The organism is Dictyobacter arantiisoli (assembly GCF_008326305.1).
Taxonomy (GTDB): Bacteria; Chloroflexota; Ktedonobacteria; order Ktedonobacterales; family Ktedonobacteraceae; genus Dictyobacter; species Dictyobacter arantiisoli.
Genome location: NZ_BIXY01000011.1, coordinates 34,652 through 52,390 on the forward strand (window position 1 = coordinate 34,652; position 17,739 = coordinate 52,390).

The 17,739-nt window shown below is 52.8% G+C and carries 13 protein-coding genes; 4 read left to right on the top strand and 9 right to left on the bottom strand.

The genetic code is table 11. From position 1 onward, the window contains the following. Positions 1–83: 83 nt before the first annotated feature. Positions 84–1,115 (top strand): Gfo/Idh/MocA family protein, encoded by a 1,032-nt coding sequence (locus F1593_RS05510; protein WP_149400550.1) that lies wholly within the window; start codon positions 84–86, stop codon positions 1,113–1,115. 60 nt (positions 1,116–1,175) lie between these two features. Here F1593_RS05510 and F1593_RS05515 read toward each other — a convergent pair whose 3' ends face one another. The 6 genes from F1593_RS05515 to F1593_RS05540 all read right to left on the bottom strand — a co-directional run bounded on the left by F1593_RS05515 (position 1,176) and on the right by F1593_RS05540 (position 11,379). After that, entirely contained in the window at positions 1,176–2,483 is a 1,308-nt protein-coding gene (locus F1593_RS05515; protein ID WP_216368787.1) for an L-fuconate dehydratase, read from the bottom strand. Between the two features lie 190 nt (positions 2,484–2,673). Then, positions 2,674–3,309, bottom strand: a complete 636-nt coding sequence (locus F1593_RS05520; protein ID WP_149400551.1) for a LutC/YkgG family protein — start codon at positions 3,307–3,309, stop codon at positions 2,674–2,676. A gap of 3 nt (positions 3,310–3,312) precedes the next feature. Beyond that, entirely contained in the window at positions 3,313–4,788 is a 1,476-nt protein-coding gene (locus F1593_RS05525; RefSeq protein ID WP_149400552.1) for a LutB/LldF family L-lactate oxidation iron-sulfur protein, read from the bottom strand. After that, positions 4,788–5,528, bottom strand: a complete 741-nt coding sequence (locus F1593_RS05530; protein WP_149400553.1) for a (Fe-S)-binding protein — start codon at positions 5,526–5,528, stop codon at positions 4,788–4,790. The genes F1593_RS05525 and F1593_RS05530 overlap by 1 nt, the downstream gene beginning before the upstream one ends. A 317-nt stretch (positions 5,529–5,845) precedes the next feature. Then, positions 5,846–8,332: a glycoside hydrolase family 9 protein gene (locus tag F1593_RS05535; protein WP_172631883.1), complete on the bottom strand. Its 2,487-nt coding sequence runs from the start codon at positions 8,330–8,332 to the stop codon at positions 5,846–5,848. A 149-nt stretch (positions 8,333–8,481) separates the two neighbouring features. Beyond that, the gene (locus F1593_RS05540) at positions 8,482–11,379 is read right to left on the bottom strand and encodes a glycoside hydrolase family 48 protein (RefSeq protein ID WP_149400554.1); all 2,898 of its coding nucleotides are present in this window, start codon (positions 11,377–11,379) and stop codon (positions 8,482–8,484) included. A gap of 528 nt (positions 11,380–11,907) precedes the next feature. Between F1593_RS05540 and F1593_RS05545 the strand changes: the two genes are divergently transcribed. The 3 genes from F1593_RS05545 (at position 11,908) to F1593_RS05555 (ending at position 14,120) form a co-directional block, all read left to right on the top strand. After that, positions 11,908–12,870, top strand: a complete 963-nt coding sequence (locus F1593_RS05545) for a hypothetical protein (RefSeq protein ID WP_149400555.1) — start codon at positions 11,908–11,910, stop codon at positions 12,868–12,870. 196 nt (positions 12,871–13,066) lie between these two features. Next, positions 13,067–13,663 (top strand): TetR/AcrR family transcriptional regulator, encoded by a 597-nt coding sequence (locus tag F1593_RS05550; protein WP_149400556.1) that lies wholly within the window; start codon positions 13,067–13,069, stop codon positions 13,661–13,663. Next, positions 13,557–14,120 (top strand): S-adenosylmethionine:tRNA ribosyltransferase-isomerase, encoded by a 564-nt coding sequence (locus tag F1593_RS05555; protein ID WP_235932498.1) that lies wholly within the window; start codon positions 13,557–13,559, stop codon positions 14,118–14,120. Before F1593_RS05550 ends, F1593_RS05555 begins: the two co-directional genes overlap by 107 nt. Positions 14,121–14,171: 51 nt before the next feature. Here F1593_RS05555 and F1593_RS05560 read toward each other — a convergent pair whose 3' ends face one another. From F1593_RS05560 to F1593_RS05570, 3 genes are all read right to left on the bottom strand, one after another. Continuing rightward, positions 14,172–15,386, bottom strand: coding sequence for a M20/M25/M40 family metallo-hydrolase (locus F1593_RS05560; protein WP_149400557.1), 1,215 nt, complete (start codon positions 15,384–15,386; stop codon positions 14,172–14,174). Positions 15,387–15,449: 63 nt separating this feature from the next. Continuing rightward, complete coding sequence (locus F1593_RS05565; RefSeq protein ID WP_172631884.1) at positions 15,450–16,694, bottom strand: leucine-rich repeat domain-containing protein; 1,245 nt, start codon at positions 16,692–16,694, stop codon at positions 15,450–15,452. 110 nt (positions 16,695–16,804) lie between these two features. Beyond that, a complete protein-coding gene (locus tag F1593_RS05570; RefSeq protein ID WP_149400559.1) occupies positions 16,805–17,578 on the bottom strand; it encodes an acyl-[acyl-carrier-protein] thioesterase in 774 nt (257 codons plus the stop codon). Positions 17,579–17,739: the final 161 nt, after the last annotated feature.

A 17,739-nucleotide genomic window follows, 5' to 3' on the forward strand; every position in this document is an offset into this window, starting at 1 on the left:
AGCGAGGCTTACAATAAAAGAGAGCAGTTCTATTCATCCTCTACGCTGCTCTCTGTGGATATAGTTATAATGAAGGATATGACATGCAATTATCGAAGAAAATGCGGACGGTTCTGGTGGGCTGTGGTGGGATGAGTGGTGCGTGGCTGGATGCTGCTCTGACCTTGCCAGATGTGGAGATCGTGGGGCTGGTGGATATTGTTGAGGCGGCGGCTCGCAAGCGGGCGGTTGATTTTCATCTGCCACAGGCTGTGATCGGGTCTGATTTTCAATCTGTACTGGAACAGACTGCACCCGATGTGGTTTTTAATTGTACGATTCCTGAGGCGCACTATGCGATTACGCTGGCGGCGTTAAGGCATGGTTGCCATGTTCTGAGTGAGAAGCCGCTGGCAAATTCGCTTGAGCAGGGGAAGATATTGGTTGAGGCGGCACAGCAAGCGAACAAGATTTTTGCGGTCATCCAGAATCGACGCTATGATGCTCAGATTCGGCGTATGGCCCATTTCCTGACCACGGGCGCGCTGGGCCCACTGACAACGGTCAATAGCGACTTTTATATTGGCGCTCATTTCGGCGGATTCCGCGAGCAGATGAAGCACGTGATCTTGCTCGATATGGCGATCCATTCCTTTGATGCGGCCCGCCTGTTGACCGGAGCAGATCCTGTTTCGGTGTATTGTCAGGAATGGAATCCGGCAGGCTCGTGGTATGAACATGATGCTTCGGCCATCGCGATTTTTGAGATGTCGAATGGACTGATCTATACCTATCGTGGTAGTTGGTGTGCCGAGGGTCTACCAACCACCTGGGAGTGCGATTGGCGCTTTATCGGTCAACAGGGGAGCGCAACCTGGAATGGCGCACAGGTAATCCAGGCGCAAGTCGTGGCTGCTACAGGCACATTCACCTCCACGCATCAGGATATCGAAATCCCTGCCTATCAGGCAGAGAATATTGGCGGACATGCCGGGATTATACGCGAATTTTTCGCCTGCATCCAGAACGGCACCCAGCCCGAAACCAATGCCGCCGATAATCTCAAGAGCCTGGCAATGGTCTTTGGCGCCATCGAGAGCGCTGAAAGCGGACAAAAGGTCATGCTTCACAGCTAACTACATCAAGTCCAACACATTCGGGTGAACGTGGAAGCATTCACCCGAATGTGTTGGAGATTACCTATCTTGTTGCCAGGCGGCTCCCGATGGATAGAGGTAGGTAGTGAAGACTTCGGGTTTCATTTCGATGCTATATCCAGGGGCGACGGGTGGCATATAGTGGCCGTTACGGATGATGACAGGGTTGATGAAATGTTCGTGCAGGTGGTCAACATATTCGATCAGGCGCTCATCGAGAGAGGCGCTGACAGCAATATAATCGAAAATAGAGAGGTGCTGCACGTATTCACACAGTCCGACACCACCAGCGTGCGGGCACACAGGGACGCCACATTTTGCGGCCATCAGGAGGACCGCGAGAACTTCATTGACTCCACCCAGGCGGCAGGCGTCGATCTGACAAAAGCCGATGGCTTGCGCTTGCAGGAGTTGTTTAAATATGATGCGGTTCTGGACATGCTCTCCTGTGGCGACACGGATGGGAGCGACCGCACGCGCTATCGTGGCATGTCCCAGTACATCATCGGGACTGGTCGGCTCTTCGATCCAATGGGGGTTAACACGGGCCAGTTGTTTCATATTGGCGATAGCTTCAGCGACATCCCAGGCCTGATTGGCATCCAGCATCAATGGCGAATCGGGTCCGATGACTTCGCGCATCAGGGCGGCACGCCGGATATCGTCGGTCAGGTTCGCGCCCACTTTGAGCTTAAAATGCGTCCAGCCCTGCTGGATAGCTTCCTGGCAGAGATAGCGTAACTTCTCATCAGAATAGCCCAACCAACCAGCCGAGGTCGTATAGGCGGGATAGCCGAATTGCATCATCTCGGAGGCGCGTGCCTGCTTGCCAGAGGCCTGCTTCCGTAAAAGGGTCAACGCTTCTTCAGGCGTCAAGAGATCGGTAATATAGCGAAAATCAATACAGGCGACCAGTTGTTCAGGTGTCATATCGACCAGCAACTTCCAGAGTGGCTTCCCCTCAACTCTGGCATACAGATCCCAGACCGCATTGACAACCGCCGCAGTGGCAAGATGGATCGCACCCTTATCGGGACCAATCCAGCGCAACTGGCTATCGCCCGTGATGTGCCGCCAGAACGCTCCCATATTGGCGGTAAATGTATCAAGCGTCCGACCTACAATCAGCGGTGCCAACGCCTGGATCGCCGCCACACAGACTTCATTGCCCCGTCCAATCGTAAAGGTCAGGCCATGTCCCTCCATGCCATCGGGACTATCTGTCTGAAGGATCACATAGGCCGCTGAATAGTCGGGATCATGGTTCATGGCATCCGAGCCATCCAGCATGCGTGAGGTTGGGAAACGGATATCATAAGCATTCACACCAGTAATCGTAATGGTCACTTGCTACTCCTTTTGTTTAACAAAGTGTTTGATTCCCATCACCATCGGGATCTTGCTGCTCACTGGCTGGCAGGCGCCTGCGCGCCTGCACCACACAATAAAAACAGTTTTGAGCACCGCAGGTGCGAAAACTCATGCACCAGGATGGCGAAGACCATGGGAATCACCATCGGGACAATAGGACAAGACTTCAACGGTCCTGCACGATCAGGACAGAGAGTGAGCGTGGACCGTGGACGCCTTCGACGCGGCTCAACTCGATATCGCTGGTAGCCGAAGGACCAGAAATCAAGGTGATTGGATGTCCAGCCCTCTCCTGGATCGCAGCGATGGCCTCTGGAACAAGTCCTACAATCTGGCTGGCATAGACCACGCAGAGGTGGCGATCCGGCACCAGAGACAGGATGCGCCTTCCCTGCCGCTCACCACCATCCAGGATAATCGTGCCCGTCCGGGCAATGGCGACCGCACAACCTGTCAAAACGGCATCGCACGCATCCAGATCCCTCAGTGCCAGTGGCGGATCATCGCGCAATGCCTGAATATGCGCGGGAAGCCAGGATACTGGCACATCCACAGGCAGAACCAGACGCTGTATGCGCTCTTGCAGACAAAGTTCAGCAATCTGCCGGGATAGCTCCGCTGCAGTGGTGTTGATAACGCTGGCTTTATAATCAAGCAGATTTTGGGTAAAGTCAGCCCGGATGGTAGCGACATCCCGTTCATCATGTACCTGAAAGTCGGGCTGAACCGGTTCGGGCTCCGGCGCGGCGGCAATGGCCTGCCGGATACGTGCCAGCATGATTGCTTTCACACTCTCACTCATTCCTTACTGATCCTCCTGCTGGTTTATTGTGCTGCTCATGCTCGCGCTGCCTGCTCCTGGTTCCTGAACCTGTTCGGACTGACGCTGCTTCCACCAATCATGGAAGCTCTGTTTGGGGATGGGAGCCAGATCGCGGGCAACGGTCCAGGCTGCCAGGGGACCGGGCAAGCGGTCGATGACCTGTCCATGTATGAAGAAGGATTGTCCGGTGCGGGCCAGTTGTTGGGCCTGCGCATAGCGTCTGGGACTGGCGAAGATATGGGCCAGTTGCCGCATTACTACTTTTTCTGGATTCAGCGCTGAAGCCTTCTCTGTAATCTTGCCTCGTAAGTATAGCAATACTTCAGGGATATTGATTTTTACAGGACAGACCTCATAGCAGGCTCCACAGAGAGTTGAAGCATAGGGTAGAGATTTGGCTTGCTCAATACCCAGCAGTTGTGGCGTCAGGATCGCTCCAATTGGACCAGGATAAACCGAACCGTAGGCATGTCCGCCTGTCCGTGCATAGACCGGGCAGACATTCAGACAGGCGCTACAGCGGATACAGTGCAATGTCTGTCGCCCCACCTCATCAGCCAGGACATTCGTACGACCGTTATCCAGCAGGACCAGATGGAAGGTCTGTGGACCATCCCCAGGTGTGACACCGCTCCAGATGCTGGTGTAGGGATTCATACGCTCCCCGGTTGAACTGCGCGGCAAGAGTTGCAGGAAGACTGCCAGATCCTCAAAGCTCGGTAGGATTTTCTCGATGCCCATCACGGTGATCAAGGTCTGAGGCAGAGTCAGGCACATGCGCCCATTGCCTTCACTCTCGACGACACAGATCGAGCCAGTTTCAGCGATCCCAAAATTCGCGCCACTGATGGCGACCTGAGCGGTGAAGAATTGCTCCCGTAAATAGTGACGAGCCGCCGCCGCAAGCTCTTTGGGATTATCCGAGAGCTCCTGTCCTCTGGCAATGGTACTGCGAAAGAGATCGCGAATCTCGCTGCGATTTTTGTGGATCGCCGGTACCAGGATGTGCGAGGATTTTTCGTGCGCTAGCTGGATGATCAATTCAGCCAGATCGGTTTCGATGGCCTGGATGCCATGCCGCGCCAGGGCTTCATTGAGTTGGATTTCATCCGTCGCCATCGACTTGACCTTGACGACGCGCTCCACACCAGTGGCTCGTACAATATCCGTAATGATGCGATTGGCTTCGGCAGCATCATTTGCCCAGTGAACCTGTCCACCTGCCCGCTGTACAGCCGCTTCAAGTTGCAGTAAATACTCATCCAGATGGCGCATCACCCGCTGCTTGATCGCCGAACCGGCGCTGCGTAGTGCTTCCCAATCAACTACCTCTGCCACGACGTTCGCACGCTTCTGGCGGATAGTCGAGGTCGCATTGCCCATATTGCGCCGTAGCTGGGTATTTTCGAGCGCACGTTTGGCCGCCTGTGGAAACATCGGTAAAGCTCTCGCAGGCATCAGAACACCTCCCTCTCGGTACAGGCCAGGATCTCGGCCAGATGCCGCGTGGCGACACCGGCCCGCTGACGCGCTAAACCTCCACCAATATGGAGCAAACAGGAGGTATCAGCGGAACAAACGATCTCGGCCCTGGTATCCAGGATACAGCGCTCCTTATCACTGAGCATCGCCAGCGATGTATCGGGATTCTTAATGGCGAAGGTGCCTCCAAAGCCACAACATTCATTGGCATTGGGTAATTCCACCAGATCGATCCCTTTGACGGCACGTAACAGTTGCAAGGGCGCATCTCCCACGTGCAATACACGCAGACTATGACAGGTTGGATGATAGGTTACGCGATGGGGATAATAGGCACCAACATCAGTGACGTGCAGGCGCTTCACCAAAAACTCCGAAAGTTCATAAACGCGTGGAACAAGTTGCTGCACCGCCGCACTCAGGCCAGCATCCTGAGCCAGCGCGGCAGCTTTGGGATAGAGTTCACGGACCATACCGACACACGATGCCGAAGGAGCGACAATCACATCAGCATCCGCAAAGGTATCGATAAAGTGCTGCAGAAGCGGGATCGTCTCGTGCTGATAGCCTGTATTGAAATGCATCTGCCCACAACAGGTCTGGGCTTCCGGGAAAGTAACCGTCTGGCCCAGGCGTTCCAGCAATTGCGTCGTCGCAATGCCCACTCTGGGAAATAACGTATCATTAAAACAGGTAATAAAAAGCGCTACTTGCACCAGATATTCCTTTCTAAACAGCGGCAGGTTCTTCAAGGATGAGCCTCTACCCACGATTGGCAACGTTGCTTCTTCTCTACACATGTCCTGTGACATGCAAACCTACCTCTATTTACTATATCTTAATTGCGTTCCTATACACAAATGTTTACACAAATCTTTCACCATGAATTCAAACAAAAGCATGCGAAGGAATAAACTGCTGGCCTCCTCGCAATCCCACTTTTTGAGAGAGCGCATAGAAAAAAGAGGCATCTCCCAGGTGGTGGAAGATGCCTCGCTATTTGATTGATAGATTATCAGGATCACTTTAATGATCAGACACTACAGGTTGCTCCGTTGAGCGTGAAGACTGTGGGTGCGCTATTGGTGCCGCTGTATGTCCCATTGAAACCCACACTGATATTGCCTCCGGCTGCCAGTGAGCCATTATAGCTTAAATTAGCGACGCTGACCTTGTTGCCCTGTTGGGTGAATGTCCCGCTCCATCCCTGGGTGACTTGCTGATTGCCAGGGAAAGCAAAGGCAAGATTCCAACTGCTCAGAGCGCTGGTGCCGGTATTGGTGATGGTGATGTTGGTGGTGAAGCCAGTAGTCCACTGGTTCTGAATAGTATAGCTGATCTTACAGGCGGCCCCAGGTGTGGCCGTGGCTGTAGCGGTCGGCGTGGTTCCAGGGGTTGGCGTCACCGTTGGAGTTATAGCGGGTGTTGGCGTCACCGTTGGCGTCGTGCCAGGGGTCGGGGTGATGCCTGGAGTTGGTGTGCTGGTTGGAGTGGGAGTTGGTGTCCCACCGCCAGTTCCACCAGAGGGCGTCTGGCCCCAGATCTGGGTACTACCATCGAAAAGGGGAATATTGGTCATTTTGACAGGCGTGGTTCCGTTGGCGGCAACACCTTGATAGGACCAGTCGTTAGTGGGGTCCCAGGCTCCCGAACTGGCAATACGAAATTGAACTTGCTTCTGATAGGCACTTTGCCCACCAGGATAAATGGGCGTGCCAGCACAGCTGACAGTGACATAGTAGATACTACCTGAATACTGCGTCGGTCCGCTGATATGGTTGCCGCATTCAGTATAGTTCATGGTGAGCGTGAGCATGCTGGGAGTGACACCCGACTCTAAGGTGAAGTAATAGCGCAAGGAGAGGTTGCTGGTGACACGCGCAGGCCAGCCCGTCTTGTTGATAAAGATGGCTTTGATTTCCGTGAAGTTGGTTCCCGAGGCATTAATGGCTGCCTGTGAATAGATTTCATCGTCATCTTTGGGCTTGTCAGGCATTGAGCTGGCCGGACTGCCTCCATATTCGTTATAGAGACGTGCCAGAGCTCCCGTTAGCGCAGCATTATAGTCATCCGCCGGCTCATTTGAGGTATAGTTTTGCCGGCTATCGGTAAATGAATCATCCGCTGTAGATGGTCCACCGACGACGGCTCCATAAATGATGTGGCGCTCGTAGGTAGGATCACTGATGTTGTTGGTCCAGGAGCCATGAGCCTCGCGGCTATGCGGCGTCTGGGGATAACAACTGCCAAATCCGACCATATAACTACAGTTGCGGGGGTTGGCTCCCAATATATAGTTGATTTGCTTGACGGCGAAGTCGTGATAACGTGAATATAATGGATCGGTTGATCCCAGGTAATCCGCGTAGCTCAAGGCCAGATAGGCGGTGTTAGCGGCATAGCGCAATGATCCCCACTGGTCCAGGAAGGCTTCTCCACCAGGCGAATAAGTAACCTTCGATCCATTGACGCCAACCGTCCACCAATCCAGGAAGCGCTGGGCGTCATCCTTGTACTGCTGCTGTCCGGTGATTTCAGCCATGAGGACATAACAACCATAGGATACATCATCCCAACTCATGGTCCACTGATAGGAGTGGGTGGTAGTCTGTGACTGGTTGCTAAGATTGGCGTAATAGTTTTCGGCTTTGGTGAGATAACTGGCGTCTTTCGTGGCCTGATAGAGCCAGGCTGCGCCCCAGACCAGCTCATCATTATAACCACTATAAGAAGTATAATAGCCACTGGCGGCGGTGATACAGGCATCATACTTGCCGCGATAGGTATCGGCAAAGGAATAGAGCTGCCTGGCATGCGTGAGCAGGGTCGCGGCATAGGTTGGATCGGTCGATTGGAAGACGATTGAGGAAGCAGCCATAGCAGCGGCGGTTTCGCCCGCCAGATCTGAGCCAGGGCAACTGGCATCAATCTTATAGGATGGTCGCGTCAAAACCTGCTGCATCACTTCAGCGGGCCCCCAGAAGGCGTGATCGCTGCTGGCATCGCCTACCTGTCCATAGAGCACATTGGGCGCGGGATGTGCTTTGATAAAATAATCGTTCACGTACTTCAGATTATTGAGCATATAGGTAAGCTGTCCATCATTTGTATAAGCCTGGCGATTCGCAATCACGCCCCAGGCAAGCATAGTAGCGGAATAGGCCATTGGCAAGCCAAATTTGACATGATCACCTGCATCATACCAACCGCCGGTCAGATCAAGTCCAACATCCGAGCCATCGGTCGTCGCGGAATCGCCGATCCAGGGGACGCGGTTCCAGGCGGGCCTGGGTCCTGATGATTGCTCTTCATAAAAATAAATGGATTTCTGTAAGGCTTCGCCATAATTAAAGGCTCCGCTGCCGCTGGCATGAGGTGTGGCTGTGGTAGCAGCATTGATGGCGGGCAGGGCATAGGAGGATAGGCTACAGGCAAACACAAATAGTGCAGCAGTAAACGCTGCCATGCTGGTAAGCCAGCCTCTTCGCCGGCCCGATGTATATTTCTCAAATGACCACATAGTCGCATTCCTTCCCAACAAAAAGATGTTCTTCGCTCATCTTTTTGTTGATACGAGCAGAGAGAGATATCGATTGCTCTAAAGCAAAAAAGGGTAAAGATGAGCTGTGCCTCCCTGCGCAGCTCATCTTTACAATCTACATTGAACGCTTACGGGAACAAGATACTATAATCCGCATAGGCTAGCGCAATGTCAGACTGCGCCCAGAAGCGGTGATAGGTGAAGGTTGGAGCTGCACCACCGTTCAGGTAGGCCTGGACTTTCGGCCATGCCGGATCTGACTTGTAGCTTGGACGCTCGGTGATAAAGGTGGTGGACGAGTTGAGCGTGGCTCCCTGTCCATTTTTACCGGTCCAACCAGCCGGAATCGAGACGGAATCGTTAAACTGGCTGTAGTCAGTACGGGTTTCGGGATTGGAGACGCCAATCGTGTCGCGGTAGTTGGTCCACATACGATCCAGCAGAGCTTTCGCTAACGTCTGTGAGCTCGTATCGCCCGCTTTGGCCGCATAGTACATCAGTGTTTTGGCATAGGCAGCCGTGACACCGACATCGGATGTGTAGTCAACCACCGTGACATGCAGTCCAGCATTCGTGCCAGGATTACTGGCATTCCAGGTATCGGGCTGTCCAGACCAGTTGATAGTTGATGGAATAGAATAGGTTCCATCAGCATTCAGCTTGGTATTGGCGGTCGCCCAGGCAATCCATTTGGTCAGGACAGCTTTGGCGGTCGCATTCCCGGTCTCATGGTAATATTCCGCCACGCGTTCCATTGACCAGGCCTGGAAGCCAAACCAGTTATTGCTGGGTGGATCATGATACTCTGGCTGCCAGTCATAGGACAGGCCATAGAAGGTTGAATCACCGGCTGGCGGCGTGGCATAATGCCCATTCCAGCTATTGGTGGCACCACCTGCGATGGCTCCTTCGGACGACTGTAACCATTGATAGAATTGGAGCTGACGCGTGAGGCTGGTCGCCCAGTCTGTTGGAGCGGTCGGGGACAGTGGCTCAAGCGCGGGAACCGAACTCAATGCCCAGGCCGCCAGAGGATTCTGGTAGCCCTGATGTGAGGCACTCGAACCAATACGCCAGGCCCAGTTACCTGCTGAGGGCAGCGCGCCACCCCAGGCGTAATACCAGGACAATAGATAATTGGAACTGCTCTTGCCAGTACCAGCAGGACAACTCAGGCTCGTACAACCTGGATTTTTAAAGTATTTGTCGTAGAAGGAATAGCGGAGATAGTCGCCCATCTTCGCGGCTTTCGCAATTGTAGCGGATACATCGGCACCTTTGCTCTGTGCATTCGCCCAGGTATAGGCCCAGTATGCGGCCTGAACAGTACGGGCATCGGCATCAGGGGCATCGGTGTATTTCCACTGCTGCGCATACGCGCTACCGGCAGAATTCTTGGTGAAGAGATCCAGGAAACCATTGGGACCACCAAACTTGAAGGTATCACAGTCCGGTTGCACGACGGTTTTCCAGACGGATTCAGATGCGCCACGCTGGTAGGAATTGATATAGGAAGGCTTGGTGGTGCCATCACCGCAATGTCCATAGCCATACCAATTATCAGTATCCAACAGCCAGTGCATGCCATAGACATCGGGATTACCATAGGTCTGCGTCAACTCATTCGCCAGTGGATCTTGTCCCACGGTAACACTGGTATCCAATTGAGCTGGATAGTCGGTAATATTGGGCGACTCAGGTGCATACTGTGCCGGGCTACTGGGATTATAACCCGCGTTGGTAGGCTGATCCGCATGGGAGGGGATCATATATTTTTCCATGGTGGCCCAGGCATTATTGAAGGGCTGCCAGTTGCCGGTCTGCTCACCATAGGTCGCTTCCAGCCAGATCCAATAGCTGAATGCTTCCGAGGTGGTTTCATGACCATAGTCTGGTGCTTCAACGATCAAGGTTTCTACGGAGTGGTAAGGGATACCAAGGGAGCTGAAGTAGCCATTCGCAGGATTCTTGATATTGTTATACATATCAAGGAAGTGCTGCGCATAGGTCCCTGTCGTGGCGCTCTGGACGGTAACTTTCACGGTCGTACTGGTATAACCAGTCGCCGATACCGTCAGGGTCGCGCTATCACCAGCCGCTGCGGTCGCGGCAGCCGCCACTTTCACCGTTTGCTGAGTATTCCAGTTCGCCGGAGTGAAAGTCAGGGTGCCACCACTACTCACACTCAGATTGGTTGAACCGGCTGTATTGGCGACTGTGACTGTGACGGTTCCCGACGGTTGTGCCGACAGATCGACGCCAAATTGGGTGGTCGCGCCCGGCGTAACATTCAGACTGGCGGTACTGGTCAAGAGCTGTGGTGTCGTAGGCTGAGTTACAGTAACACTCACAGGGCTTGAGGTCGCGCTTGAGCCATCGCTCGCATAGGCTTTGGCCGTCAAACTATACGTACCGGCCGCCACATTATTATAGGAATAGGTGTACGGTGCAGTCGTGACAGCTCCCAATAAAGAGGTACCACTATAGAATTCAACACGAGAAATAGTCGCATTGGCATCAGTGGCCGTGACCTGAATGGGAATATTCGCTGGTGCCGCATAGCTCGCGCCAGTCGCAGGACTGGTAATCGAGACAGTTGGTGGATTCTGATTACAACTTGCATAATTAAGCGTAAAAGCGGTCGGCGCGGTGTTATTATTGACATACGCACCATTGAATCCAACATTGATCGTTTGATTGGCCCCAATCGTCGAATTCCAGGACAGATTGGTCGCACTTACATTAGCACCCGTTTGAGACCAGTTAGCACTCCATCCTTGAGTTACCTTCTGATCACCCGGAAAGCCAAACCCCAGGGTCCAGCCATTAATCGCCGCTGTCCCTGTATTGGTGATATTGACACTGGCAGTAAAACCGCCGCTCCACTGACTTATCAGGCTATATTGAACCTTACAGGTCGGTGCCGTGGCAGCTTTAGCCAATTGTGAAACACTCATGGATCCGCTGACAGCAAGCAGTACAACCAGCAATAGTAGCCATACTGACCTGCCACTTCGTCGGGTCATGATAACCTCCTTGTTTAGAACACAGCCATCCAGAACAGCAGATCCTTCTGCTGACAACGACAAAAACACTGTGTGACATCGCACAATACGCTTCTGTCTGAAATGTGCATTCAAATAGCTCCTGTTATAATAGAATCCTCCTTTATCTTTTCTTCATTTATAGTGCTTATGCTATCAGAAAATGCTTGCCAAATCAAGCATCAATTGCAATTATGTCTAGCCTCAAGAGCCTTGTCAATGTGAATAGAGTAGCGGGATAAGCCATTTCCGAGATTGAAGAAAAACTGAACACTTTCTTTAGCCAGCGCCCTTGAATTCAAGCGTTACATGTGCTCTCAACGCTCCTATAAGCTCACCACGCTATTCTAGTCAGTTCTTATTCACGCCGCTTAACGCCATTGACAGGCATTATCTTTAATGCTACATACAACCTGAGAGGGTTAAACTCGTTCGGAAGCAGACAAGAGTTATAATAGAATACATGGCATACAAAGAGGTATCATAGCGCAAGACAAAGGAGTTGTATTTGTGAATATACGAGCAGGAAGCTATACAAAAATCTATACCTACACAGCACATCTGATCACACTTTTTATCTGCCTCTGGCTACTCGCTAATCTGGTAGCCTGTGCCACGCCCTCCACAGCGCCAAAGACACAGGCAAAATCCACTCACACGCCTGTTGTGATGGGATCACAGCCGTCAACCACAACTCCTCAAGTGACCGCAACACCCAGACAGAAGCCTCAACAACAGGTCTTCATCGCGCAGGAATTGCATGGTCCAACCAACTTCTTGCTGCACACACCACTCAAATTCTCGCAGGCCAGCGGCACAGTAACCGACAATGGAGGGACACAGACACAACTGTCCCCACAGACGGTCCAGAGCGCGATCAGCAGTGAACTCAAACGCTTCCTCTTCGTGGCCGACCATAATGACATCGTCAAAGTCTACACGCCAGGAGCCACCGCGCCCATCTCAACCCAGATCACCCAGCTGGCCCAGCGTGGAACCGCCATCCAATACACCCAGGTCATCAACTCGGTCACCACTGTCTTCAACTGCCTGCTCACTGGAAATAACGTCAGCGTCACCTATCAGCAACAATACAGTGGTGCAGCCACCCCAACCGATCCCATCGCCATGTCCAGCAGCACCGTCACCGTCGCCTTTACCACCACCATCACCCGCGTCGCCGGAAGCGACATCCCCACCGCGCCCACCAGAGGAACCTATCGGCTCGCGCAAAACAAAGCCGTAACCCTCACCTGGACAGCCGGTCAACACGCCACCAGATATGATATTTACCGCCTGATCCCTAACGTCGATCAGCAATATCAGCTCATCGGCAACGCCAGCGGCCCCACCTATACTGATGCATCCACAACCGCAAAAAAAAGCACAACTGGCATCGCCTATGCCATCTTTGCCGTCGGTCCCACGGGCGTCGAAAATCCCAGCGACACCGTCATCACCATAGTCTCCTAGATCCAGAGCACCCTGAAGATCTTCAACCCATGGAAACCGCGCTTCTTAGAGAGTGTCAGCCTCTCCGTCACCGCCATCTCTGATTCGTTCATAGATTGTATTCCTCCATGGTATAATATTAATCGGAGCAGTGCTCTGATTAATATTATACGGAACAACGTTCTGTTTGTAAAATTATTTTTGAGGGAATGAAGCGATGACCACCAATGACGAGGGAGCGGGGCAACCAGCCCGACAGAAGCGGGCCGACGCGCAGCGCAACAAGCAGGCGTTGCTCGCCGCCGCCGCAGCCGTGTTCGTCACGTCCGGTGTCGACGCGCCAGTGCGTGACATCGCGGCTGCGGCTGGCGTCGGGATGGGGACGATTTACCGCCACTTCCCGACGCGAGCAGATCTCGTTGTTGCCGTGTACCGCCATCAGGTCGAGGCCTGCGCCGAGGCTGGTCCGGCCCTGCTGGCGAATGGTGGCTCGCCACACGCTGCGCTCGGTCAGTGGGTCAACCTCTTCGTTGATTTTCTGGTCACGAAGCATGGACTCGCCGCGGCCCTGCAACCCGACAGCGCCGGCTTCGACGCGCTGCATGCCTACTTCATTGACCGCCTCGTGCCCGTTTGCGCTCAGTTGCTCGCCGCCGCCGCTGAAGCTGGCGAGATCAACGCCGATATTGATGCCCTCGAACTGATGCATGGCATCGGCAACCTCTGCGTTGGCGCCGACAACGACTCGCGCTACAATGCCCGCCGCATGGTTGAGCTACTCATCGCGGGACTCCTCCAATCGCGCTCGACCTGATACTACTGATCCATATGATGCCAGATCCACTGCCATCACTGCTCACCAACCTGCTGGCCCAGGGAGTCCAGGTTATCCCCTGCTGCATACCGGCGTGACCAGCCTGGAAAGCCATGAACCACCCTATGAAGAATACTATCGCGTCTCCAGCACCTCAGCGCGCCTGATCACGACCGCCAGGGCCGACGGACGGCGTTTGATCGCGGTTGGAACCACCGTCGTGCGCACGCTGGAAACCGTTATGGATGACCAGGGGAGCACTCATCCTGGTGAAGGTTGGACCAGCATCATTGTCAGCCCCGAGCGCGGCGACACCCGCAGTGTCCATGCGCTCCTGACCGGCTTCCATGAGCCACAGGCCACCCATCTTGCCATGCTAGAAGCTTTTGCCAGCCGTCATCATCTCAAGCTAGCCTATCAAGCAGCCCTGAACACTGGCTATCGCTGGCACGAATAGAGAAAATATTGAGAAGAGGAAAATACAAAATTTATTTGCATATCCCTTGGTTCAGGTTATGGAGATGGAGGCGATGAGCCCGGCTAGCAAGGCTACACGGTTGGGGACAGGCGCCAGGAGCATGTATTCGTCGGCGGTATGCGCTCCGCCTCCGATAGCGCCCAGGCCATCTATCGATGGACAGCCTTCAGCAGCCGTTGTACAGCAGTCTGATGCTCCGCCACGCATTTCGGGATGGTAGCTGGTTTTGAAGATGTTTTCAGTAATCAAGCGTACTGTATCAGCTACGGCAAGGCTCTGCTTGGTCGCGACCATCGGCAGCATCACATCCGGTTCGGGCTGTAAATCCAGTTTGACGCCCGGCACCAATTGCTGTTGTAATAATGTCTGCCAGCGCGCCTCAACTGCCAGCCGATCCTCAGGATGTAAGAAGCGCACGTCAAAGAGGATTTCGGCGAAGTCAGATACGACATTGGCCCATGATCCACCTGAGAGCGGTCCTGCATTGATCGTGACTCCACTGCGTAAATTTGCCAGGCTCTGTGCCTGTACAATCTGATGAGCCAGTTCCAGCACAGCATTGCGTCCATTCTCAGGATTACTCCCGGCATGCGCCGCCTTCCCTCTGGCAATCAATCGATAATGGGAGCAACCCTTACGCCTCGTCACCACATTCCCCAGCGCCCCGGCCCCCTCTAATCCCAGCACAATAGGATGCTCCCGGGCAATCTGTTTGATCAACTCGACATGATAGCGTGTGGAGATCTCCTCATCCGATACCGACAAAAAGATGATCTTATGGAAATCCTGAAACTGCGCCTGCTTCAACACCTCCAGAGCATAGATACCCTGGAGCAGACCACCCTTCATATCCACCGTCCCGGGCGCATAAAATCTATCGCCATCCCGATGCATGCGCACCTCAGCCACGCCCAGAGGATGTACTGTATCATGGTGTCCCAACAACAGACACACAGGAGCCGCTGGATTATTCCCTTCCCATGTCGCAACAAACGCGTTGCCCCGTGGATGCTCTATCAGCCTGCCACCAATCTCCAGACGCTCCAGCAATAAATGTAACTGATCCGCCAGCGCGTTCAAACCAATGGGACTATCCGAAGGCGATTCAAGCAGACAGAGAGCCTGCAAATCATCCACAAAACGCGGCATCACCTGCTCCATATACGTGACACCAGCAGTTACAAGAGCAAAGATATCCTCACCAGGCTCAGCAAAAGCACGCCCATCAACATCTGGATTCAGCATCAGACCTCCAACCTGCCCTGTCGATAGATTAAAAACAGAGCCATCTAAAACGTCTGGTATACCTTAATGATAAACAATACATCCATTTTCCTCAAGTCTTTGCAGCCATTGAGGAAAAGATGCAATCTTATTCCAGCGCAGATCTACTTTTTTCAGCCGCAACAGATCCCCAGACAGATCAGGAAGTACAACCAACCGATTAGCACGCAGATCCAGATAGGTCAGATTGCTGAGCTGACCAATGACCATTGATAAACGAAGCAAACGATTATTGCGCAAATCTAGATAGGTCAGTCCTGTTAGCTTGCCCAATACTTCTGGCAGCGCAACAAAGCGATTATTGGATAAGTGCAATTCTCTTAACCAGGTTAAAGTACCCAATTCAGCGGGCAGAGACTCTAACTGATTATTGTATAGGCGTAATTCTCTCAAACCCTGCAACTTGCCAATAGCAGGAAAAAGAGTGGTTAGACAATTATCAGTACAATTTAAATAAATCAGTTGACTCAGATTGGCGAGCGTGGCCGGAAGATCGGTCAGGCGATTATTGCTCATATAGAGGAACTCAAGCTGCCTTAGCTTTCCAAGCGACTCGGGCAAAGTATCCAACTGATTATGGGCCAGATCTAGCATCTTCAACTGCGTCAACTGCCCGATGCCTTCAGGAAGGTTGGATAATTGATTCTCAGCAATATTGAGCACGTTAAGATTATGCAACTGCCAGAGGCCCTCTGGAAGCACATGCAGCTGATTATGGCCCACACTGATATCCCTGAGTTGCCTTAAGTGAGCGATACTCTCCGGTAGCAAGGTCATTTGATTGTCATAGAGCTGTAGCGTGGTGAGCTGTGTCAGCTGACCAATAGACTCAGGCAGAGCCGTCAACCAATTCCCATCCAGATGGAGCGCCTCAAGCCGCCTCAGATCGCCAATGCCAGCAGGCAAAGCTGCCAGATGATTATGATCCGCATAGATAGCCTCCAGATGTCTCAACGATCCCAAAGAGGTTGGAAACGCCGTCAGACTATTCCCGGTCACATGTAATTGTCGCAAATGGGATAGTTTACAAAGCGACTCTGGCAGCGCCCTCAATCCACAATAGCGGATAGATAATCCAACAATAGTATCATGTTCCAGCGCGCACCCTATCACATCCACACAACCAGCAATCTCATCCAATGACAGTATAACGATTGGCACGCCAACAGGATTATCACTCTGTATTAACTGCCTCAACTCTTGAATGAAACGCAACTCAACAAGTGGTAAAGCATATCCATCAAATAGACCATCTAACTCTTCAAACATAGAGCGTCTTCTCCCTCGTGCTCTCTCTCTATAACACATAAAGCTGATCTTGATGGTTGCAGCAATATCGGGGCTTGCTCGTTTGCAAGCCCCGGTATTGCTGCAACCATTTATGCGGTTGGGCGCCAGATCCAGCGTGAACCTGTGCGTACAAGGACGCGCCCGGCTCGTGTGATCTGTTGCAGACGAGTAAATTCTTGTCCCGCCTGAGGGAAAGGATCAAACCAGCTCTGGATCTCAAGCTGTTCGCCGAGCAGCGCACTCTCCAGATATTCGATATCATAGCTCAGGGCACATAATGTGGCGGTCTCAGCGGTAATCTCGGCCTGGCTGTATGCTTCCCAGGCCGCATTATCCAATACTTCTACATAAGCTGCATTATTCATATGGCGCATCAGATCGGTATCCGAGAAACGCACGGCGGCACTGCTCATAGCGGGTGGCTGCTCGGGAAAAGCGGGCAGAGCAGGCTCAGCCTGTATGGCTTGTGGACCATCAGGCAACCAGACCTCAGCCGTTCCCTCAGGCATGCGAATCGGCCTCCCACGCTGATCCACATACACCCAGAGCGTGCGTGCACTGATAATGGGAGGACCATCGCTTGCACCGACCAGGCGGGCATCATAGCCACGCTGACCTGTAATACGGGTAAAACCCATGCCAAACGTGGTTAATTCCAGTTCAGTATGCATCGGCACGGGAGTATGGAACGTAATCACAGAGCGCTTGACAATCCAAAAACCAGATTGGGTAAACCGCACATCCTCGGCATCCAACAGCGCAATATCCTGCATATAACGTACAAAGGCAGCGGGAGTCAAAAAACCATAGCAATCGCACTCATTGTAGCGCACAGTATAGGTATGACGAAATTGACGTGGCATCTATTATCCTTATAGAAAATAATGCACCCGACTCTATGGATGCAGAAACTCACATCCTATTGTACAATCCTTCCACAAAAAGATGAAAAGGGGATGTCCCACATATTGGTTCGCATCAGCGGTACGAAGGGGGATCAGGGATGACACTACTATACCTATTA